Source organism: Paenibacillus sp. 102, assembly GCF_039549175.1.
Classification (GTDB): domain Bacteria; phylum Bacillota; class Bacilli; order Bacillales; family Bacillaceae_G; genus Bacillus_A.
Window position 1 is genome coordinate 16,097 of the sequence record NZ_JBCGHT010000017.1, and the last position, 22,805, is coordinate 38,901.

Annotated in this window: 18 protein-coding genes; 13 read left to right on the forward strand and 5 right to left on the reverse strand. The window is 35.8% G+C overall.

Annotated elements, in window-relative coordinates; genetic code table 11:
• Positions 1-62 precede the first annotated feature (62 nt).
• On the forward strand, positions 63-935 hold the full coding sequence (locus tag AAIE21_RS23875) for a LysR family transcriptional regulator (protein ID WP_343269046.1): 873 nt from the start codon (positions 63-65) through the stop codon (positions 933-935).
• Between the two features lie 62 nt (positions 936-997).
• Here AAIE21_RS23875 and AAIE21_RS23880 read toward each other — a convergent pair whose 3' ends face one another.
• Entirely contained in the window at positions 998-1,831 is an 834-nt protein-coding gene (locus tag AAIE21_RS23880) for a LysR family transcriptional regulator (RefSeq protein ID WP_343269047.1), read from the reverse strand.
• Positions 1,832-1,952: 121 nt separating this feature from the next.
• On the opposite strand from AAIE21_RS23880, the gene AAIE21_RS23885 reads away from it, so the two are divergent.
• Positions 1,953-2,699, forward strand: a complete 747-nt coding sequence (locus AAIE21_RS23885; RefSeq protein WP_343269048.1) for an SDR family NAD(P)-dependent oxidoreductase — start codon at positions 1,953-1,955, stop codon at positions 2,697-2,699.
• Positions 2,700-3,011: 312 nt separating this feature from the next.
• On the opposite strand, the gene AAIE21_RS23890 is transcribed toward AAIE21_RS23885, so the two are convergent.
• Positions 3,012-3,593, reverse strand: a complete 582-nt coding sequence (locus AAIE21_RS23890; protein ID WP_343269049.1) for a DUF4256 domain-containing protein — start codon at positions 3,591-3,593, stop codon at positions 3,012-3,014.
• Between the two features lie 444 nt (positions 3,594-4,037).
• On the opposite strand from AAIE21_RS23890, the gene AAIE21_RS23895 reads away from it, so the two are divergent.
• A complete protein-coding gene (locus AAIE21_RS23895; protein ID WP_343269050.1) occupies positions 4,038-6,404 on the forward strand; it encodes a DUF6359 domain-containing protein in 2,367 nt (788 codons plus the stop codon).
• 237 nt (positions 6,405-6,641) lie between these two features.
• Here the strand turns inward: AAIE21_RS23895 and AAIE21_RS23900 are convergent, their stop codons facing one another.
• Positions 6,642-7,499 (reverse strand): hypothetical protein, encoded by an 858-nt coding sequence (locus AAIE21_RS23900; protein WP_343269051.1) that lies wholly within the window; start codon positions 7,497-7,499, stop codon positions 6,642-6,644.
• A 231-nt stretch (positions 7,500-7,730) separates the two neighbouring features.
• Between AAIE21_RS23900 and AAIE21_RS23905 the strand changes: the two genes are divergently transcribed.
• From AAIE21_RS23905 to AAIE21_RS23940, 8 genes are all read left to right on the forward strand, one after another.
• Positions 7,731-8,135 (forward strand): BlaI/MecI/CopY family transcriptional regulator, encoded by a 405-nt coding sequence (locus AAIE21_RS23905; RefSeq protein ID WP_343269052.1) that lies wholly within the window; start codon positions 7,731-7,733, stop codon positions 8,133-8,135.
• Positions 8,132-10,114 carry a M56 family metallopeptidase gene (locus AAIE21_RS23910; protein WP_343269053.1) on the forward strand — a complete coding sequence of 661 codons (1,983 nt, stop codon included), beginning with the start codon at positions 8,132-8,134 and terminating at the stop codon, positions 10,112-10,114. Before AAIE21_RS23905 ends, AAIE21_RS23910 begins: the two co-directional genes overlap by 4 nt.
• Positions 10,115-10,439: 325 nt before the next feature.
• The gene (locus tag AAIE21_RS23915; protein ID WP_343269054.1) at positions 10,440-11,012 is read left to right on the forward strand and encodes a TetR/AcrR family transcriptional regulator; all 573 of its coding nucleotides are present in this window, start codon (positions 10,440-10,442) and stop codon (positions 11,010-11,012) included.
• A gap of 486 nt (positions 11,013-11,498) precedes the next feature.
• Entirely contained in the window at positions 11,499-14,393 is a 2,895-nt protein-coding gene (locus AAIE21_RS23920; protein WP_343269055.1) for a YhgE/Pip family protein, read from the forward strand.
• 257 nt (positions 14,394-14,650) lie between these two features.
• On the forward strand, positions 14,651-15,637 hold the full coding sequence (locus AAIE21_RS23925) for a LacI family DNA-binding transcriptional regulator (RefSeq protein ID WP_343269056.1): 987 nt from the start codon (positions 14,651-14,653) through the stop codon (positions 15,635-15,637).
• A 104-nt stretch (positions 15,638-15,741) separates the two neighbouring features.
• Positions 15,742-17,190, forward strand: a complete 1,449-nt coding sequence (locus AAIE21_RS23930; protein WP_343269057.1) for a sucrose-specific PTS transporter subunit IIBC — start codon at positions 15,742-15,744, stop codon at positions 17,188-17,190.
• Between the two features lie 65 nt (positions 17,191-17,255).
• On the forward strand, positions 17,256-18,728 hold the full coding sequence (locus AAIE21_RS23935) for a glycoside hydrolase family 32 protein (protein WP_481858709.1): 1,473 nt from the start codon (positions 17,256-17,258) through the stop codon (positions 18,726-18,728).
• A gap of 18 nt (positions 18,729-18,746) precedes the next feature.
• The gene (locus AAIE21_RS23940) at positions 18,747-19,733 is read left to right on the forward strand and encodes a carbohydrate kinase family protein (RefSeq protein ID WP_343269059.1); all 987 of its coding nucleotides are present in this window, start codon (positions 18,747-18,749) and stop codon (positions 19,731-19,733) included.
• Positions 19,734-19,784: 51 nt separating this feature from the next.
• Here AAIE21_RS23940 and AAIE21_RS23945 read toward each other — a convergent pair whose 3' ends face one another.
• Positions 19,785-20,309 (reverse strand): DinB family protein, encoded by a 525-nt coding sequence (locus AAIE21_RS23945; protein ID WP_343269060.1) that lies wholly within the window; start codon positions 20,307-20,309, stop codon positions 19,785-19,787.
• 373 nt (positions 20,310-20,682) lie between these two features.
• Between AAIE21_RS23945 and AAIE21_RS23950 the strand changes: the two genes are divergently transcribed.
• Positions 20,683-21,696: a LacI family DNA-binding transcriptional regulator gene (locus AAIE21_RS23950; protein WP_343269061.1), complete on the forward strand. Its 1,014-nt coding sequence runs from the start codon at positions 20,683-20,685 to the stop codon at positions 21,694-21,696.
• A 40-nt stretch (positions 21,697-21,736) separates the two neighbouring features.
• Here AAIE21_RS23950 and yhfH read toward each other — a convergent pair whose 3' ends face one another.
• Entirely contained in the window at positions 21,737-21,865 is a 129-nt protein-coding gene (yhfH, locus tag AAIE21_RS23955; RefSeq protein ID WP_000567010.1) for a protein YhfH, read from the reverse strand.
• A 202-nt stretch (positions 21,866-22,067) separates the two neighbouring features.
• Between yhfH and AAIE21_RS23960 the strand changes: the two genes are divergently transcribed.
• Positions 22,068-22,802, forward strand: a complete 735-nt coding sequence (locus tag AAIE21_RS23960) for an MBL fold metallo-hydrolase (RefSeq protein WP_343269062.1) — start codon at positions 22,068-22,070, stop codon at positions 22,800-22,802.
• Positions 22,803-22,805 lie beyond the last annotated feature (3 nt).

Genomic DNA, 22,805 nt, shown 5'->3' on the forward strand with positions numbered 1-22,805 from the left:
TTTTGATAATTGAAAAATTATCATATAATTATCAATAATACCGATAGAGATTAGGTGCGAAAATGGAAATAAAAGAGTTGAAAACATTCAAAATGATTATTCAGGAAGGAACTTTTTCACTTGCAGCAAAAAAGTTAAATTATGCGCAGTCAACTGTAACAACACATATAAAAAAACTAGAGAAGGAACTTGGATTTCTGTTATTTGAAAGAGGATGGGATGCAAGGTTAACAGACGAAGGTACTTTATTTGCAGAGGAAGTAGATCATTTGTTAATGCATTGGGACTATTCAATATCTCAAGCGCAGCGTATAAGCAATGAGGAGAAGGGAACAGTAAGAGTCGGTCTATTAGACTCAATTGCAGAAAATCTAATTCCTCCGCTATTACAATATTTAAATACGGAGAAACCATATATACATTGTGATTTTGTTGTAGGAAATACAGCGCTTTTATCACAAATGGTAGACCAAAATAAGATTGATTTTGCTGTTTGTGGAAACAACAAAAATATTTCCGATGTAAAATTTACTCCACTTTACAATGAACAAATCGAATTTATTGTCAATAATCCTCATCATCCATTATTACAAAAAGAGTCAGTAGAAGTATCTGATATCATTGATTATCCTATTTTAATTGGAGAGAATAGTTGCTATTATTATCAATCTGTGAATGCTTTCTTATTAGAAAACAATGTATCCTTTAAAAGAGTCTACAATTGTAGTGCACTACACCTTATCCCGCAAATGATTTTTGGGAATATGATAGGGATTATTCCTAAGGGAACGAACTTAAAAGAAAGTAATATATTATTTAAGGTTAGAGGATTTGATCCCCAAATGCCGATAGGATTATTCATTTCTTCGAAAAAAAGAAACTATTTGAGTCATACAAAACAACAGCTGATCAAGCAAATTGAGTTATTATTTTAAATAATTGTATTTAGAAATCTTGAAAAGCCCCTTTCGAAATCTGAAGGGGCTTTGTGTTGCACTTATAACTCTCTTAAAAAACGAATGAATTTCTTTAAGCCTTGCGGTTGCTGTTTTCTGCGTTTAATTACAAAATCAATTTTGACTGTTTCATGTATTTCTTCATAATGAATTGCTTCTGTCTTTGTCCGGCTATACACAACATTAGCAGGTATAATCGTAATCCCAAGTCCACCATGAGCAGCTTGTATAATTGATTCAAGCGAATCAAATTCCAGCATCACTGTCTGATCAAAGTTATACATATGACAATAATCTAATAGTTGCCTTCTATATATACAATTTGGATCACTATTTACGAGTAAAGTTTGGTTTTCAATCGGAGTATCTTTTGATGAAATGAGAATCATATTTTCAAAGTAACTGTACACACTTTCGAATTGAGAATCATTATATAAACCGCTTAAGAAAACCCCATCAAGTTCCCCGTATAAAAGCATTTCTTGTAATTTTACGTTATTATTTGTTTTTATCTTCAAATCAATATTTTGATATGTTGCCAAAAAGGAAGAGAATAGCTGAGGAACTTTCACTGCAGAAATTGTTTGAGATGCTCCTATTGTTAAAGATTCTCTCCATTTCTGAGGGTTTATTTTGGATTTCGCCTCATTCATTAAAAATAGAATTTGATTTGTATAATCTAGTAACACTTTTCCTTCTTCAGTTAAGGTGACGCCTCTATTATTACGCTTTAACAGTTTAGCGCCTAGTTCATCTTCTAAATTTTTGATTCGCTGGCTTATATTCGGTTGTACATATCCTAATTTTTCAGCAGCTCTAGATATTGATTGCAGTTCTGCAACATGTTTAAAAATCCATAGGTCATGGCTTTCCAAGAATCGATCCCTCCACTCAGATATCATTTAAAATGATACCTGTTTCATTATTCAGTATTATACTCCTCAAATGAACGAAGATAAAATGAAATAAAATCAGACCAAGTGAGGAGATTGTAAAATGGATATAAAAGATAAAGTAGTTATTATAACAGGCGGTGGTACTGGTATTGGAAAGGCTACTGCTTTGAAGTTAGCGAGTTTAGGAGCAAAAGTTGTGGTGAATTATAGTCGTTCGGAAAAGGGAGCGTTAGAAACGGTTCATGAAATTCAAGAGCAAGGAGGAACGGTAATCGCCGTTAAAGCTAATGTAGCAAAAAAAGAAGAAATAGAGGATATGGTTTCTCAAACTGTTAACCTCTTTGGAACAGTAGATTGTTTAGTGAACAATGCGAGTATAACAGCTCAAATCCCAATGGATGACTTAGAGTCTGTAACGGATCAAGTATGGGATGATCTTTTTAGTGTAAACGTGAAAGGAATGTTTCATTGTATAAAAGCTGTCGTTCCTTACATGAAGAAGCAAAAAGCAGGTGCTATCGTGAATATGGGGAGCGTTGCAGGGATAACGGGGCTCGGGTCATCTGTGCCGTATGCAGCAACAAAATCAGCCATTCATACGATGACAAAATCATTAGCAATCGCATTAGCACCTGCTATTCGAGTAAATAGTATTTCTCCTGGTGCAGTCGATACAAGGTGGTGGGCAGGTAATGAAGATAAGATGTACCAACTTGCTGGGAACTTACCACTTCAAAGAATTTCAACACCAGATGATATTGCGGAGGCGATTCTTTTTCAGTTGACGCAAGAATCTATTACGGGACAGGTGTTTACGGTTGATAATGGACAGACGCTTCCGTGTTAAGGGGATGATCCAGTAAGATGATTAACTTATTAGAAAGTGCGCCAGATTACCATCAAGTTAAGAAACAGGTTGTTCCAAAAAATGAACAAATAAGCTAAATTCTCGTAAATAACTGTAAAATAGTAAAATTGTCGTTTTAGGGATGCTTCAAAATCTTAGGTTGATGGGCATGGGATGTTGCTAACAAAACGAAGATATTATACGCCAAGATATTTTAGGGAAAAAACACCCTGAATTCCTTACATTAAGCAGGAATTCAGGGTGTTTTTTTATGGGAGCGAATGAGAATTAGAATTGCTGTCAGTGCAAAATTTAGACCCTTAGCGAGCCACGAAAACCCCTGGCGGCATAGTAGGATTCTGCTCCATTGTGATACACGAAGACGTGCCCGAAGCGACAATCGCAAAAAAGGGCACCGCCGAGTTCTCTAATATCAGAGGGTGTTTGCACCCAACTCGACGTTTTCATATCGAAATTTTCAAGTTTTTGCAACGCCCGATACTGTTCTTCCGTTAATAGTTCAATGCCCATGGCAGTTGCCATATCAATAGCGTTATTTTCTGGTTTATGTTTTTTTCTTGACTCTAGCCCTTCAAGATCATAACAAACACTTCTGCGACCTTTAGGACTTTCCGCTGAACAATCATAAAAAATGTATTCGCCCTTCTCTTTATCATGACCAACAACATCTGGTTCGCCGCCAGTTATTTCCATTTCGTTGAGCGACCACAGTTTTTCAGTATTAGCATCCAGTTTTGCTTGGACTTTATCCCACTCAAGACCTTTATGGCGGTTCATATTTTTCTCGAAACGGGTTTTCAATGCTCTGAGTAATACTTCACGTTGTTCTAGTGACAACTCCTTATTATTGTTGATTTTATTTCCCTTTGTCATGTTAGTCCCCCTTATTGTTTTTACTCATAATAGTTTAAGTATATATAAATATTTGTTTTATAATAAATCGATTAAATAATTGTGTGAATTCAGTTTACAATAAATTATATGATTTAGTAAATCCATTTCTCCACAATCTGATCCGATTGTGGAGTAGCATGACTGGCGTTTTTTAAACAACTGTATTGTTACTTAACACCCCAATGGCTATAACTACAAGGAAGAAGAAATTCCCCAAACTAAAGCTTGGACCAAAAAAGAAAATGTTCATTAGTGCCGTCGCCTGTGAAAATTAAGACCCTCATATGCTTTAGATAAGAAATCGAAATCTCATACGGAAGTAGGAGATTAATTTTTTGTAAAATTTGTCGGATTCTAGTTCTTTATAAAGAACATTTTGTTATGATAGTACATGCTGAGAGAATATAAAATTAGGGGAGGAAGATGGATTTGAAGAAATTAATGAGTATCTTTTTATCGTTGATACTACTGATTTCATTCACTGGTACTATAGCAAAAGCAGAAGAGAATGGTATATTATCAGTAAATGATGCGATTCAAATGTTTAAGCAGCAAGGAAAAAGTAAAGGGGTAGTGGAAGGGTATATTGTTGGATATACACAAAGTCCTTCTAATTACACGAAAGATCCAGCGAAGTTTGGGGATACGAATGTTGCCATTGCAGATTCGCCAAATGAGACAGATCCTGAGAAAATCATGCCTGTTCAGTTACCAAAAGGTGACGTGAGAACGGCAGTGAATGTAAAAGATCATCCTGAAAATGTTGGGAAGAAAGTTCGTTTAACAGGGACACTTGAGCTATATTTTAGTAGCCCTGGTTTAAAATCCGTAACGGCATATAAGTTTCAAGGGGAAACAGAAAACCGTGTGAGCGATGTGACTGCATCACCAAACGGTGGAGAAATTGCAAAGGGAACGGCTGTTACATTAGCAACAAATACAGAAGGAGCAACGATCTACTATACATTAGATGGATCAGTCCCAACAGATAAAAGTATTCTTTATAATGAACCGATTGTGTTAAATGAAAATGGTGTGATAAAAGCAATTGCAGTGAAAGAGGGGCTTGAATCTTCAGCAGTTTCTACTTTTTCTTTTACGATTGTAAAAAGTGAGCAAGTTCGTATTCATGACATTCAAGGTAAATCGCATGTTTCTCCTTATGATGGGAAAAAAGTGCGAAATGTAGAAGGTGTGGTAACAGCGTTAGATAAGTATGGTTTTTATATGGAAGACCCGCAGCCTGACAATGATCCTGCCACTTCAGAAGGGATTTATGTTTATAAGAAAGATGCAAATGTAACTGCCGGAGACCTTGTACAAGTGGATGGAGAAGTGGAAGAGTTCATTGGACCTGGATATGCTGAGAAATTTGAAACAGATTTAGCGATTACAGAAATTAAAGCAAGCCAAATTGCTGTGAAAGCAAATAATCAGCAGTTGCCTGAAGCAATTGTATTAGGAGAGAATGGTTTAAAGATACCAAATCAAATTATCGATAATGATGCATTTGGTGTATTCGATCCAAATGAAGATGCAATTGATTTTTATGAAAGTTTAGAAGGCATGCGTGTTACAATGCAAACGCCAAAGATTATCGCACCGCAGAAAAATGGAAATCTATATGTAACAGTTGCAAATGGAAGCGAGAAAGTAGTAACAAAATATGGGACGCCTCTATTAGATGAGAACCAATTCAATCCAGAGCGCCTCTCTTTAAAGGTATCTCGTGATTATGTAGCGAAAGTGGGCGATCAGTTCACTGGAGATATTACAGGTGTAGTCGGATATGACTACGGTTCGTATCGCATTTCACCAGTAACAGAACTACCATCTATAACAGATGGCGGATTTAAACAAGTAGGGGCAAATATTCAGCCACGCCTTGGAAAGCTTACAGTAGCAACATATAATATTGAAAACTTTTCAGCAAATAAAAAAGAAACATCGGATGAAAAGGTAAAATCGCTTGCTTACTCTATTAAGTATAATTTGAAAATGCCAGATATTATCGGTGTGCAAGAAATGCAAGATAATAACGGAGCAGTTAATGATGGCACAACAGATGCTTCTTTAAGTGCAAAACGTATTATTGATGCAGTACAAGAAATTCGTGGACCGAAGTATGAATATGTAGAAGTTGCGCCTCTTAACAATCAAGACGGGGGAGCACCAGGAGCGAATATTCGCGTTGGTTTCTTCTACAATCCATCACGTGTGAAATTAGCAGATAAGCCAAAATTATTAGAGACAAATCCAACGCGTATTGGACAAGACAACCCATTATTTGAAAGTACGCGTAAGCCGTTAGCTGCTGAATTTACATTCCAAGGACAAAATATTGTCGTTGTTTCCAATCATTTAAATTCAAAAATTGGAGATGCAACGCCGTTTGGAAAAATTCAGCCGCTCGTATTAAAGAGTGAAGAGAAGCGAATTCAGTTAGCGAAAGAAGTGAACAGCTTTGTAAAAGGCATTCAAAACCGAGATGCGAATGCACCAGTTGTAGTAGTTGGGGATATGAATGACTTTGAATTCTCAAAACCACTGCAAGCATTAAAAGGTGATGTAATGAAAGATATGTTAGAAACGGTTTCGAAAGAAAATCGTTACACATATATTCATGATGGGAACGCACAAGTATTAGATCATATTTTAGTGACAAATAATATTGCACCGCACACAGTTGTAGATCCTGTACATTTAAATTCAAATATTATGAAGGAACATGGCCGTGTAAGTGACCATGATCCAGTACTGGCGCAAATTGATTTGAAAAAAGCTTCCTAATTATATAAACACGAATTGAAAGACCAACATAAAACCATTCCTTTTAGGTGGGAAAGAGGATCCGCTCATGTACAGAAGCGGTCAGTGCCTTTTTTAGCTCCATGCCATGTAAAAACAGAAGGAGGCAATGAGTAAAAGTCTCTTTCTGTTTTCCATAGCCACAATTTATAGGTTAGAAAATCAAATTGGATTTATATATAAATATCCCCCAGCATAAGGGCTGGGGGATATTTTTTGTTATAAACTAATTGATTTTTGAATCGATTTTTTACAGCGTATTCTTTTTTGAAGTCTACGCATATATTTCTTTTGATCCCCCTGTACACCTTTTATATACATAAATAAACTAATTCCTAAAAATAGTAGGCATTGTACGACTAAAATATAAGGTGACATTCCTTGAAGAGGCTGTTTTGGATCATATAAATGAATAGGTGCTCCGCCAATCGTAGGAAATACGACATTTAAAATCACATATGGCAATGAACTGATCGCAAAAGGAAATAGAATTGCCATGTAGTCTTTTTTTGACCATATTGATGCAGAGAGACCGAGTACTGCCATCAGACCAGCAAATAAAAAGTTTATCCCAATATATAGGGAGATATAAGTGATGGGAGAAGAGAAATATAATGATGCAAACATGCCGTTGTCCTTTATCATACCTAAGGTAGGTGTAGGACTGCCATCTTGGATTGTCAGTTTACAAAGCAGCAATGAAAATACGAATGGGAGAATATAAAGAATCCCCCCGATTAGGAAGGTAACGATATATTTCGTACATACATAGGGAAAGAAGGGAATCTCTTTACTTACAAATGACTTGAAATGATCTGCTTTATCAGAGTTATAGCTTGTACTAAAAGGGAGTGCTGCTAGTACAGGCATTAAAAGTAAATACACATCCATTTCGTTATCACGAAAACCAATCCATTTATAAGCCGTCGTTAACAGCTCGTCAGGCTCTCCTCCTAAATATTGGATAATGTAGAAATAATGATAAATTGAAACAAGAATAAACCAACTAAACAAGAGAGTGAGAGAAATCTTATTGAAAAAGGCTTGTTTTGTATGTAAATGAAGTGCACGCATCATGATTGAACTAGCCTCCACTATTCGTAATAAATATGTCTATTTTCTATATTACTATCAATTGTTAAAAATTTCTTGTTTTTTCAATTGATAATTTGAAAAAGAGGAAAAATTCATAGAAGGGCTTGTTTTGATTTACTATATGAAAATTTCTAATATATGGTTGACAATTAAGTATTACATTTGTAATCTATTATTAAGATTACAAATGTAATACAAGAGGTGAAACGGAATATGACAAACAAATTACCTAAAATATCTGAAGCTGAATTAGAAATTATGAAAGTTCTTTGGTCAAAATCTCCCCAAACAGCGAATGAAATAATTGAGGAGCTAGAGACAACAATGGACTGGAAACCGAAGACAATTCGAACACTTATTAATCGATTAGTTCAAAAGGAAGCAGTTTCTTATCATCAAGATAAAGGACGTATGTATGCATATTATCCATTAGTATCACAAGATAATTACTTGCAAGTAGAAACGAAATCTTTACTGAAACGTTTCTGTGGTGCAGCATTCAAACCATTACTTGTAAATTTCTTAAAAGAAGAAAAACTATCTTCAGAAGATATTAATGAGCTGAAACGGATTTTGGATGAAAAGACAGAAGAGAACGAGAGGAAAGGAAGATTATGAAGATAGATATGCTTGTAAATAGCTATCTTCCTAATTTTTTTGACTGGTTGATAGAAACATCGCTTATGGCGAGTGTATTAGTTGGAGTAATCTTATGTGTCAAAGTTTTGCTTAGAAGTAAATTAACTCCCAGGTGGCAATATATGTTATGGATCATACTGATTGTAAGGCTTCTCTTGCCGTGGTCACCGGATAGTTCTTATAGTATTTATTCGCTTATGTCATATAGCTCTGGTGTTTCTGATATTTTTCAAAAGGATGATTCTTCTGCAACGTTACAAGAAGCTGTACAGGAAAATAAAAATATAGATGCTACTACATTTAACACAAAAGAGGACAGTTCGGTATCTAACGCAGTACATACAGAGAAAGAAAATGAAGAAATATACACTAAGAAAAAGGAAACAGATGCTACATTTTCATTTTATAAAATTGCTTTATATATTTGGCTGTTGGGAGCTATTACGTTAGCAATTATCACTTGCATTATGAATGGACGGTTACTCTTATACATAAAAAAACAGCCTAGTATTACGGATGCAAAAATTGTCGGGATATTTGAGAACTGCAGGAAGTCGATGGCTATTAAACAGCAAATTCCATTACGGTTGGCTGGGGAAATTTCAAGTCCAACTGTTTTTGGGTTCTTTCGTTCAACAGTACTATTGTCAACGAAACATATGAAAGTATTGGATGAGAAACAATTACAATATATTTTCTATCATGAGTTATCTCATATTAGACGAAGAGATGTCGCTGTGAATTGGCTTATGTACAGTTTACTGATTTTAAATTGGTTTAATCCCATTCTTTGGTATGCCTATTCATGCATGCGAGAAGATCAAGAACTAGCATGTGATGCATATGCTCTTACTTTTATAGATTCAGAGGAACAAATTGCATATGGACACACAATTATTACTCTTTTAGAACATTATTCAAGTTATTATCAAGCACCGAGTTTAGCTAATTTAAGTAGAAATAAACGAACACTAAAAAGGAGAATTCTTATGATTAAGAAGTTCCAAAAGAAATCATATCGCCTGTCTGCAATTGGAGTTATTGTGATAGTGGCTGTTGCATCTGTCTCTTTATTAAATGCACGTGAAAATGAAGTAGATGCAAGTTCAAAGGGGCAAGCGATAGAGAAAACTCAACAATCTAAAGATAAGATTGAAAATGCTGTAGAAACAATATTAGGTACACCAGAAAATGCGAGAAAAGAGTGGGGAGCGTCAGAAAAGTCCTATAAAAAAACTACGGATTTTTTATATTTGGCTGAAAAATGTTTAACAAAAGAGGAATTTGCACAGTATGTACAACTGTTCAAGGAAGCTCGTATTCTTCAGAAAAAAGCGATGGTCAAGAAAGAGGTACCCGAGGATTATGAAGGAGATTCAAAATGGTTTAAAAGGGAGCGTTTGAGTCAAGATGATAATGAAAAATTAACTGATATTGAAAAGAAATTAAAACCATTTGAAGATAGAGTGGCTAAATCCTTAACATATACAGTAGAAGAAGCACAAAAGCATGTTAAATTCCAAATAAAAAAACCAGCTTATACAGCTGAGGGCTATGCGCTGAAAACAGAATGGGCTGACTCATATTTTGAAAGAACACCAGAAATAGTTATTAAATCGGAATATACAAAGGGGAAATATGGTTATACCATTTATCAATCGCAGATTTTTGAGAAGAATAAGGACCCACTTCGTTACATGCTTCCGTGGGAAGACGGTATAGAAAAATATGAATTGGAAGGAAACCAGGTAGTCTTTATTACACCTCCTTCTCATAGTACATCTAGTAAATTAAAAGGCATGAAGCTGATTATTCCTGCAAAAGGCAAGAATAGTGCCTATCAAATTGTAATAGTTAATGATATTTTTACTAGGGGTGAAGCTGAATACAAAGAAACAATTGATGATGATGTAAACAAGGCAGAAATGGAGAAAATCCTGCTTTCTATGCTGAAATAGGAAAAAGTGTTCTTGAGATGCCCTTCTTAAGAACATTTTTTTGATAGAAATAGATATTAGAGGAAGAGCCCAATCGTAAAGAGAATAAAGGTATTGTTCTGATTCAAAATGAATAAGTTTGCTAAGCTTCTTGACCTTTTCATTTCCTCCCTTTTTTTGATACACTATGACAGTAGAATCGTAAATAAAGGTCAATGTATAGATTGGAACTTTTTATACTTGGAAATAAATAAAAAGAGAACTTGTAATGGTCGGGAAACCGTGATAATATCAAAAATGTACTAATTGACTATATTATCCAAATGGTCATTTTGGAGGTGAAGATGTGGCGATTGATAGAAAACGTTCTATTATTGAAGCTGCAACAAAGTCTTTTTCAGCATTTGGCTATAAGGCAACCACAATGGATCAAGTTGCAAAATTAGCAAATGTTGGGAAGGGAACGATTTATACTTTTTTCAAAAATAAAGAAGAACTGTTTGGAGAAATTATTTCTAACTTAATTACAGAAATGAAACAAGTTGCGAAAGATGCAATCCATCCAGACGTTTCCTTTTTTGAAAATGTACATAAAGCATTATATCGTATTTTAGAATTTAGAAAAGAACATCAATTGATGATTAAACTCATTCAAGAAGAACGAGATATGGGTACGAAAGAAGTACAAGAGGGTATGCAGCAAGTGGAGACTGAGATTGTATCCGTTATTCAATCTTATTTAGAAGTTGCGATTGAAAAGGGCGAAATTAGTAAATGTGACCCGGAAATTACGGCTTTTATTATGCTTCGCTTATACGTATCACTTATTTTTGATTGGGAAAAAAATCATGAACCACTAGATAAAGAACGAATCGCAGAACTTTTTGAACTTTATTTATTAAAGGGATTGTCAAATTAAGATAATCCTTTTATTATAGTTAGGAATGACTAATTGAACAAAACGGTCATAAATATCGAAGAGGAGGAAATGTATAAATACGGATTGAAAAACGACATAAAACCATTCCTTTTAGGTGGGAGAGAGGATCCGCTCATGGATAGAAGCGGTCAGTACCTTTTTTCGCTCCATGCCATGTGAAAACAGAAGGCGAAAATGAGTGAAGACCTTCTTTTCTTTTCACAACCGCGACTTATATGTCGGAAAATTTAAATGGATATTTAGAGAACAAAAGCAGATTACGTATGCAAAGATGCGAGAAGATACATGTGTTTTCATTGACCAAATGAATTAAATAGTCATTTTAAATAAAAAGGTGCATAGTATAGAGAATAAGATAGTACGAGTTAGGGATAGGTAATATGGGGAACATCATATAACCTTTTTATTTGCTCGGAAATGACTAATTGAACATTTCGGTCATAATCAGAGAGGGGAGCAAAAACAATGAGAGGATTTACACTGCTTGGCAAGGAATTTACGGAAATTATAAAAAGCAAAAAAATCTTAATTCCTATTATAGCTGTTTTATTTGTACCACTTTTATATGCTGGTATGTTTTTATGGGCCTTTTGGGATCCGTATGAACAGTTAGATGATTTACCAGTTGCGGTAGTCAATCTTGATAAAGGTGCAGTGTTTGATGGGAAACCAATTGAAGTTGGGAAAGGATTAGTCGACGAGTTAAAGGGTAATAAAAGTTTTAAATGGGAGTTTGTGAGTGAAAAAGAAGCAAAAGAGGGAATGGAAAATCGAAAATATTATATGTTAGTTCGTATTCCAGCAAACTTCTCAGGCAATGCGACAACGCTGTTAAAGGATAATCCAAAGTCATTAAACTTAGAATATATTCCAAATGAAAGCTTAAACTTCTTATCTTCACAAATCGGCGGAACTGCGATTGAAAAAATTAAAGGTGAAGTTTCTAATACATTAACAAAAACGTATGCAGAGAAAATGTTTGATTCTATTAAAGATGTTTCACAAGGATTTGCTGATGCAAAAGATGGGGCGAATCAATTGCATGACGGAGCCGGAGAGTTGCAGGATGGTTCTGGAAAAGTGACAGATGGCTTGCATACATTGCAAGGGAAGTCTAGTGAGATGGTAGAAGGGATTCATAAACTGCAAGATGGATCAGGCAAGGTAACAGATGGCTTGCATACATTGCAAGGGAAATCTGGCGAGATAGTAGGTGGATTTAATAAATTATTAGATGGTTCAAGTCAAGTAACAAATGGTTTAAATACGTTAAACAGTAAAACTACTGAAATGACAGGTGGAATTGGTAACCTATTAAATGGAGCAGGACAGCTTTACGATGGTTCAAGTCAAGTTAGTAGTGGCTTAAACGTATTAGCTAATAAATCTGGCGAGTTACAAAAAGGAATAGGTGACCTTTCAAATGGCTCAAGTCAATTGTATGATGGTTTAAAAGGATTAGCCGGTAAATCTATTGAATTTAACGATGGTTTAAAACGTGCTTCGACAGGTTCTAGCGAGTTACAAAAAGGTGCCGTTGAACTTTCAAGTGGTGTAGAAAAACTTGATGGCGTACAAGGGGAATTAGAAAAAGGGGCGCAGGGAATTCAACAAGGTTTGCAAGGTTTAAATGATCAAGTACAGAGTGCTGTAGCTGGGTTATCAAATGTACAGAATCCGAATGCTATGCAACAAGTAAATACAGTGGTAAATAAATCGGCGGAAAGCGTGAGCAAACTAAAAGAAGCTTCTCAGTCTAATGCAGAGAGTGTAAATCAAACAACAAAAGATGTGGCTGCTTTGAAAGAACAAATTGAAAGCTTACCACAAGAATATCAAGATAAGTTAGAACCATTTATAGCAAATGTTAAGAAAAGTACAGAGACAGTTCAAAAAGAATCAACAGAATTTGTTGGTACAACAAGTGCATTAAATAAAGATTTATCACAATTGAAAATTGTAGCGAATGAAAAGGAAAATGAAGTACAAACAAATGTATTAAATCCAGAGAATCTAAATGGTTTAGTAGCTGGTATTAAGAAGCTAACAGAATCGCAAAATAAATTCGTTGTTAATTTCCAAGAATTTGGTAAAGGGTTAGACAAAGCAAAATCCGGAGCAAATGGAGTAGCGGAAGGAAGCAAAACATTGAATGCTGGTGTTAGTCAATTAGCAGAAAATGGTCCGGAGCTTGTAAGTGGAGTGAATGAATTAACAAATGGAGCAGGTAAGCTAAGCGGCGGCTTAAGTCAATTATCTACAGGATCAAATCAACTAATTACAGGTGTAAACAAGTTGGTAGATGGTTCAGGTAAAGTGACAAGTGGTTTAGATGCATTAAATGGTGGTTTAGGTGTGTTATCTAATGGAGCAAATCAATTGGCCGGGGGAGTCGGGAAATTAGCAAATGGTTCAGGTCAAGTAACAGGTGGCTTAGATAAATTATCAGGTGGTAGCGGTCAATTGGTTGATGGTGTGAACAAGTTAGCAAACGGTTCAGATCAAGTAACAGGCGGCTTAAATCAATTAGCAGATGGCTCCGGTCAATTAATCGACGGTGTAAACAAACTAGCAGACGGCTCCGAAAAAGTAACAGACGGTTTAGTTAAAGTAAATGATGGAACAGGTGAACTTGCTGAAAAACTTGGCGAAGGCGCAGAAAAAACGAGTGAGGTAAAAGGAACGGATAAAACATATGACATGTTTGCAGATCCAGTGAAAGTACAAACTGAGAAGATGTCAGAAGTTCCAAACTACGGAACAGGATTTACACCGTACTTCTTATCTCTTGGTCTGTTCGTTGGGGCACTTCTTTTATCGATTGTGTTCCCATTACGTGAGACAGTTGGTATACCAAAATCAGGATTTAGCTGGTTTATTAGTAAGTTCGGTGTATTACTTGCAGTTGGAGTAGTTCAAGCGCTTGTGGCAGATACTGTACTATTATTAGGATTAGGTATTGAAGTACAAAGTGTGGCATATTTCGTATTGTTTAGTATTCTTACAAGTCTATCGTTTATCGCGTTAATTCAGTTCTTAGTAACTACCTTCAGCGACGCTGGACGTTTTATCGCGATTTTAACATTAATTCTACAATTAACAACAAGTGCAGGTACATTCCCACTTGAGTTAATTCCAAAACCATTACAAGTATTTAATGCATGGTTACCAATGACATATTCTGTATCAGGATTTAAAGCAGTTGTATCAAGTGGAGACTTCGGATTTATGTGGCAAAATGTAGGTATATTAATGATCTTTATTGTTCTATTGTCACTTGGAACAATTGGTTCGTTGGCTTGGATGCATAAACGAAAATATGGAAAACTTGCTGAAGCAGAATATAGTCAGGGAGTTTAAACCCAATAATATAAATAAGAAGAACAGTCTTTTATTTGATTTTTCTAGTCAAGTGAAGGACTGTTTTATATTTAAGGAAAAAATATGGGGGCTCCATTGTAACAGCTCCATTAAACTTTCTAAATGGAATGATTCATTTTATACTTATGATAAAAATAGAAGGACAATCTAGAGTGGTTATATTGGGTTTTATTTGAATGTTGATTTATTAAAGGATATTCTAATTTTTAATATAGGCAATCGGATATGGAGATGAAATGATGAAAAAAACGATTTTGGATATCGCTCAAATAGCGGGGGTTGCAAAGAGTACCGTTTCCCGTTATTTGAATGGTGGTTCTGTCAGCGATGCGACTAAGCGGAAAATCGAACGTGCGATTCAAGAAACAGGATATGTTCCGAATACATTTGCCCAAAGTTTAAAGGCAAAGAAAACGAACATTATTGGTACAATCGTGCCACGCTTGGATTCCTATGCGGCATCGCTAACATTAATCGGTATCGATGAACAGTTAAGGGAGCTTAATTATCAAATGTTAATATCGAATTCCAATCAAAATTTGGAACGGGAAATTGAAAATATTTATACATTGGCTAATCAAAAAGTCGCAGGGATTATTTTATTGGCTGCTCAAGTTACCAATCAGCATATAGAGGCGTTTCGTAAAATTGATATACCAGTGATGCTTGTTGGACAACAGCATCAAGAGGTGTATAGTTTCATTCATGATGATTATGGAGCAGCTTATGACATAGGACAATATATCTTGGCGAGGGGGCATAAAAGAATTGGTTATTTAGGTGTAACAGAGCATGATATTGCAGTTGGCGTAAAACGAAAGCAAGGGTTCAAACAAGCAGTAGATAAAGCGGCTGACTGTGAAATGAAATATTATGAAACAAGCTTTAAGATTGAAGATGCAATTGAAAAAGCATCTGAAATTATTGAAGAGTTTCATCCTTCTGTCTTAGTGTGTGCAACGGATAATATTGCACTTGGTGCACTAAAAGCAGCATATATGAAAGGGTTACGAGTACCTGAAGATTTGTCCATTACTGGATTTGGTGGGTATCAAGTAACAGGAGTGATCCATCCAGCTTTAACAACTGTGAAATTTTATTATAAAGAAGCTGGACAAATTGCAGCTCGAAATATTGTAAAACTCGTTAATGAAGAAGTAATAGAAAAAATTTCGGTATCAAAATACGAAATAATTGAACGAGAAAGCGTTGACAATATATAAAAGCGAGCATATAATCTAATTGAAACCGGTTCCAATGGCTGGTTTTTAATTAGAGGTAATTTTGGAACCGGTTCCAAAAAGGGTTATAATAAAGGGGGAGCATTATGAACTACAATCAAATTGCAAAAGAAATTTTAGATGCAATTGGTGGTAAAGAGAATGTATCGGCAGCAGCACACTGTGCAACCCGTTTACGTTTAGTTTTACATGATGAGGGGAAAGTGGATCAAAAGAAACTTGATTGTATGGATGAGGTGAAGGGGACTTTCTCTACGGGAGGGCAGTTTCAAGTTATTATCGGTTCAGGAACTGTGAACGAAGTGTATAAAGAGTTTGCGAGATTAACAGAGATTTCTGGCATGTCTACAACAGAAGTAAAAGCCGCTGGCACGAAAAAGTTGAATCCGCTTCAACGATTTGTGAAGATGCTTTCTGATATTTTCGTTCCTATTATTCCAGCTATCGTAGCAGGCGGTCTATTAATGGGGATTAATAATCTATTAACAGCTAAAGATTTATTTATTGCAGGGAAATCATTAGTAGAAGCAAATCCTCAAATTACAGATTTAGCAGCTCTTATTAATACATTCGCAAACGCGGCATTCGTATTCTTACCAATTTTAATAGGTTTCTCGGCAACACAAAGGTTTGGAGGGAATCCTTATCTGGGGGCAGCCCTTGGTATGTTAATGGTCCATCCGGATTTATTGAACGGTTATGGATATGGGGCAGCGCTATTGGCTGGCGAAGTACCCACTTGGCATATACTCGGTTTTAGTATTGAGAAAGTAGGGTATCAAGGCACTGTATTACCAGTTCTCGTGGCAGCATTTATTTTAGCGAAAATAGAAACATATTTAAGAAGAGTCATTCCAACGGCACTTGATAATCTTCTTACGCCTTTATTAACGATTTTTATTACAGGCTTGCTAACATTTACAATCGTAGGACCCATTACGCGTTCTGCAGGTAACTTTTTAACAGATGGAATTGTTTGGTTATATGATACAGCTGGATTTATAGGTGGCGGAATTTTTGGATTACTTTATGCGCCAATTGTTATTACAGGCATGCACCATAGTTTTATTGCAGTTGAAACACAATTACTTGCTGATGTTGCAAAAACAGGAGGTTCATTCATATTTGTAATTGCAGCAATGTCTAACGTTGCACAAGGTGCAGCGACCCTTGCAGTTTCCTTAGTTACACAAGATAAAAAAGTAAAAGGGATTGCATCAGCATCAGGAATTTCAGCACTTCTAGGTATTACAGAACCAGCGATGTTTGGTGTTAACTTAAAATTAAGATATCCGTTTATAGGAGCTATTATCGGTGCAGGGACTGCAGCTGCTTTTGTAACTGTTTATAAGGTAAAAGCAATTGCATTAGGGGCTGCTGGGTTGCCTGGTATTATTTCTATTCGACCAGATAGTATTGTTCCTTATGTAATCGGGATGGTAATCTCCTTTATAGTGGCTTTTGTGGTAACACTTATTTTAGCAAAACGAACAAAAAAGCATGGAATTGATTCTTCTCAAAAAGATGCAGCTTAATTTATAGTAATAAACAGAGGAGAATGGTAGAGTTCTCCTCTGTTTATTAAGGGAGTTTGATGAAAATGATATGGACAAAAGAACAGCGCTATCGCCGGATTGAGGAGGTAAGCCCGGAAGAAATTCAAAATTTAAAAGCAAGAGTAAACGATTGTTTTTGGAGACAAACGTTTCATATACAGCCTGAAACAGGACTGCTGAATGATCCAAATGGATTTTCTTATTATAATGGTGAATATCACCTATTCTATCAGTGGTTTCCACTTGGACCTGTGCACGGTTTGAAGTATTGGTATCACACGAAATCAAAAGATCTTGTTCATTGGAAAAATGTTGGTATTGGGATTGAACCAACAAATGATTATGATAGCCATGGCGCTTATTCTGGAAGTGCAATTGAGCACGAAGGGAAATTGTATTTATTTTATACGGGCAATACTCGTGATGAAAACTGGGTAAGAAAACCGTATCAATGTATTGCTATTATGGATGAAATAGGAAAAATAAAAAAGTTAGAACAGCCTGTCATTCATAAAGTACCAGATGGATATACAGATCATTTTCGTGATCCGAAGGTCTGGAAAAAAGACGATATGTTTTATGCGGTTATTGGGGCGCAACGAGAGGATGAAACAGGGTGTGTCGTATTATATTCTTCTCCTAACTTATTACATTGGCAGTGTGAAGGAGAATTGCAAACTCATTTGAATAATTTTGGATATATGTGGGAATGTCCAGATTATTTTGAGGTAGAAGACAGAGGAATTCTTCTTTTTTCTCCACAAGGTCTAAAGCCTAAAACAGATCAATATGAAAATATTTATCAATCTGGTTATATTCTGGGAGAAAAGCTAGATATAAAACAATTATCTATGTCACACGGTTCTTTTCAGGAACTAGACAGAGGATTTGATTTTTATGCACCCCAAACAATGGTTGACTCAGAGGGAAGGCGTATTTTAGTTGGTTGGATGGGGCTGCCAGAAATAGATTATCCAACTGATAGAAACGGTTGGGCACATTGTTTGACATTGCCAAGAGAATTACTTGTTCGAGGAGATAAACTTATTCAACGACCAGTAAAAGAGCTGCAAGCACTTCGTAAACAGCAGTATAAAATAAAAGATACGATTTGTAGTGAGCAGAAAATGTACAAAGGATTTAAAGGAATAGCATATGAAATGATTTGTGAATTTAAAAATGAGAATGCAACTGAATATGGAATTATATTTAGAGCGAGTGAAAATGAGGGAACAGTAGTCAAATACGATGCTGTTCAGAAAAAAGTAATATTAGATCGTGCAAATTCAGGAGAACCTGTAGGGGAATCTTATGGAACAAAAAGAAAATGTTCAATAGAAGCGCGCACAATTAAAGTCCATTTATTTGTAGATACGTCTTCCGTTGAGATTTTCATAAATGATGGAGAAGAGGTCTTTACTAGTCGTATTTTCCCAAGAGCTGATAGTAAAGAAATTCGTTTCTTTGCGGATAGGGGAAGGGTAACATTACAAGCAACAAGATGGGATTATAAATAAGGGAAAGAGGTGAAATGTATGAAGAGTTTATATTCAATTGGGGAAGTTTTAATTGATTTCATTCCCCTTCAAAAAGGAAAGTCTTTAAAAGATGTGGTGGAGTTTCAAAGAGTTCCTGGAGGTGCACCTGCGAATGTAGCAGCTGCGGTTGCAAAGTACGGGGGAAGTGCATTTATGATTACAAAGTTAGGTGTTGATGCATTTGGCGATTTCCTCTTAGAACAATTACAGCAAGCAGGTGTAAATACAGAAAAGATTATGAGAACGAACGAAGCGAATACAGGTCTTGCTTTCGTCTCATTACGTGAGGATGGTGAACGCGATTTTTCGTTTTATCGTAATCCTTCTGCAGACTTGTTGTTCAGTGAAAAGGAAATAGATGAAGCGTGGTTTGGAAAAGGTGATATTCTTCATTTTTGTTCTGTTGATTTAGTAGAAAGTCCGATGAAATATGCACATGTGAAAGCGATTCGTTCTGCCAAATCAAAAGGAGCGATTATCAGCTTTGATCCTAACGTACGCTTACCACTTTGGAAACACGCTGAAGATTGTAGAAAAACGATTTTGGAATTTATTCCGAGTGCACATATAGTTAAAATTTCAGATGAAGAATTAACGTTTATTACGGGAATTTACAATAAAAAAGAGGCAATTGAATCCCTATTTATAGGGGATGTAAAAGCTGTTATTTATACAAAAGGAGCACAAGGTGCGGAATTATATATAAAGGATAAACAGTATGAGTCAACTGGGTATCATGTAGTAGTACAGGATACAACAGGTGCAGGAGATGCGTTTATTGGGGGCTTTTTGTATAAATTATTAGAGAAAGACGTAAGACAGCAAAACGTAGAACAGGTACTTCATATGCATTGGCAGGAGCTACTAACATTCGCAAATGCAAGTGGTGCCCTAACTACGACAGGAAAAGGAGCGATATCTTCTATTCCGATGAAAGAAGATATTGATAAGTTGATTCAAGCTTCACGTTATTATAAAGTGTAAAAAAGAGCCGTGTATATAATTACGGCTCTTTTTTGCAGTATATGGGCGATTTTATTTTAGACTCAGAATTTGTTCCAGCCTTTCTTTCTGACGAAGATGGTGTGAAAAGTGCATAAAAATCAATTGATACCACTCTACAGCACTTAAATGCCCAAGCCCTGGATGTTTCACTTTATAATTGTTTGGAATCAAAGGGAGTTTTGGCTCAATTTCTTTCATTTTCTCAATGAGCTGTAGCAACCCTTGGTTAATAATCTCTTTATCTGTTGGATTTTCAGGAGCGTATCCAGGCCGATTTGGCAATTTGATTTGTATCGGGGGAAAAGCACCAGCACTATATACTTTTTCACCCATATCTGTTTTTTTACCAGCTATAGCTGCAGAATCAGTTGTACATTTTTCAATGGCATGTAATTGCATATTTGAAGCTACAAGTAAATGATTATACATTTGTCCAAGAGACCATTCGTCTTCGGAAGGTTTCTCCCTAAATTGTTCAAGGGAGTATTTTTTTAATTCTTCAATGTAATACGTTGCTAAACTTTCGAATTTCTCTAAAATGACATTTGGACTCATAGGGTTAACTCCTTTTCTTTTTTTAAATGTGGTTCTTAAAAATCACTATAAACGAGTAATATTGACACCATTATGTCAGCAATGAAAGAAAATTTTTAGCAGGCTTTTAGCTGTGACAATTTGTTTTCTCTGTAATTCTATGAGAATAGCAAGTAAACGATCGGTTCAATTCATTATGTATCACCCTTATTTACGTAATAATAATCTGTACAATGGATTGTTCGAAAGGTACAATTCCTTCTCCTGCAAATACAGACTTTTTCCTATGTATAATATTAATATAGTAAAATCATACAAACCCATATTGCGGTTTCCAATAATATACTATATAATCTACTTAAGAAAACGTTTTCATACAAAGGGGGAGAATTTCGTGTCAACGATCGAGGACGTGGCGAAATTAGCGGGGTTATCAAGAACAACGGTTTCTCGGGTGATTAACAACCATCCGTATGTATCAGACGAGAAGAAAAAGAGGGTTCAATTGGCGATGAAGCATTTAGGCTTCGTTCCTAATTCTGCAGCAAGAAGACTTCGTAAACAAAAAACAGAAACAATTGCGGTGCTTGTTCCAAGGATTACAAATCCTTTTTTCAGTAGATTTATTGAAGCGATTGAAATTGCTGCTTCTGAACATAAATATAAACTGATTATTTGTCAAACAAGATACTTACCGGAAAAAGAGATGGAATACTTACAACTGTTATCAACAAAACAGGTTGATGGGATTATTTTATGTTCACTTGAGAACCCATGGGAGAATGTGGAGCCATATTTACAGCACGGACCAATCGTGTTATGTAATGAATATATTGAAGAAGCAAATATTCCAACGGTTAAATTTGATCATGCGCAAGGAGCTTATATCGCTGCGAAGCATGTATTAGAACAAGGATATCGCAACCTTATTTTTTGCCGTGGAAATGAAACGAAAATAATGAGCCAACAGCGGAAAATGGGCTTTTTACGTGCAATCACTGAGAGAAGCAAACAAGTAGAAGCAATCGACTTTCTTGAAAACGCTTTCTCGTGGGAAGATGGTAAGAGAATGTTCCATGAAGTATTAAAGGACAAAAAAAATCCTACCGCTATCTTGGCAGGAGGCGATGAAGTCGCAGCCGGAATTATCGCAGAAGCGAAACGCCATGGCTGGAGTATTCCTGATGATTTAGCTGTAGTTGGCTTCGATAATCAAATTTTATCACAGATTACAGAGCCGGGTATTACAACAATTGAACAGCCAATTGATGAAATGGCTCGAAAAGTTGTTGATTTAATGATGGATAAAATCCATACGAAAAATTATCGAAAAAAAGAATTGTATGAGTTTGAACTGGAGCTCTTGGTGAAAGGTTCAACGATGAAAAACACGATGTTACTAGCCTAGTAGACGATGTCTGCTAGGTTTTTCTTATGTTTAGAAACTACTATTCTTCGTGAACGCAGTCATCACATTTATTATGATATGCTTCGTGTTGCTCATCAATTTCCTTCCCGCAGTGCGCACAAGTTTTTGTTGGTAAATTTCTGAAAAATTCCATCGGTTGATCAATCATGTAAATCCCTCCATTTCCATTTCTTAGTATCATTGTATTAGTACAAATGGCGAATGTCAACATCTGTTTTATAACAAAGTTAAAAATAATGAAAAAGTTTAGGAAATGGATTATAGTTAAAACTGTAGAGTGTAAGTAAAAATCTTTCTCATTAGGGGAAAAATACTGCATTTCTATTGGTTGTTAGAAAGGATGGATACATATGAAAATGACTGTTGTTGGCTTTTGGGGTGGCTTTCCAGAAGCGGGAGAAGCAACGTCGGGGTACTTGTTTGAACACGATGGTTTTCGTTTACTTGTTGACTGTGGCAGTGGTGTACTAGCACAGCTTCAAAAATATATAACACCGTCTGATATAGATGCAGTTCTGTTGTCACATTATCATCACGACCATGTTGCGGATATTGGGGTATTGCAATATGCGAGATTAATTACTAGTGCGACAAAAGGACAATTATCACAATTGCCGATCTATGGGCATGGCTTTGATGTGCAAGGATTCGCTTCTTTAACACATGAACCACATACGAAAGGGATTGTGTACAATCCGGAAGAAACACTTCAGATTGGACCGTTCTCTATTTCATTTTTAAAAACAGTTCATCCGGTTATATGCTATGCGATGCGTATTACAGTGGGAGATAAAGTTGTTGTATACAGTGCGGATTCTAGCTACATTCCTGAATTTGTTCCATTTACAAAAGATGCGGATTTATTTATTTGTGAATGTAATATGTATGCACATCAAGAAGCTGCAAAAGCAGGACATATGAATAGTACAGAAGTAGCGGACATTGCAAAGCATGCAAATGCAAAGGAACTTTTGTTAACGCACTTGCCGCACACAGGAAACACAGCTGATTTAGTAGAAGAAGCAAAACAAATTTTCAGTGGCCCGATTGTGCTTGCGCATAGCGGTTACGTTTGGAATTCATGAGGT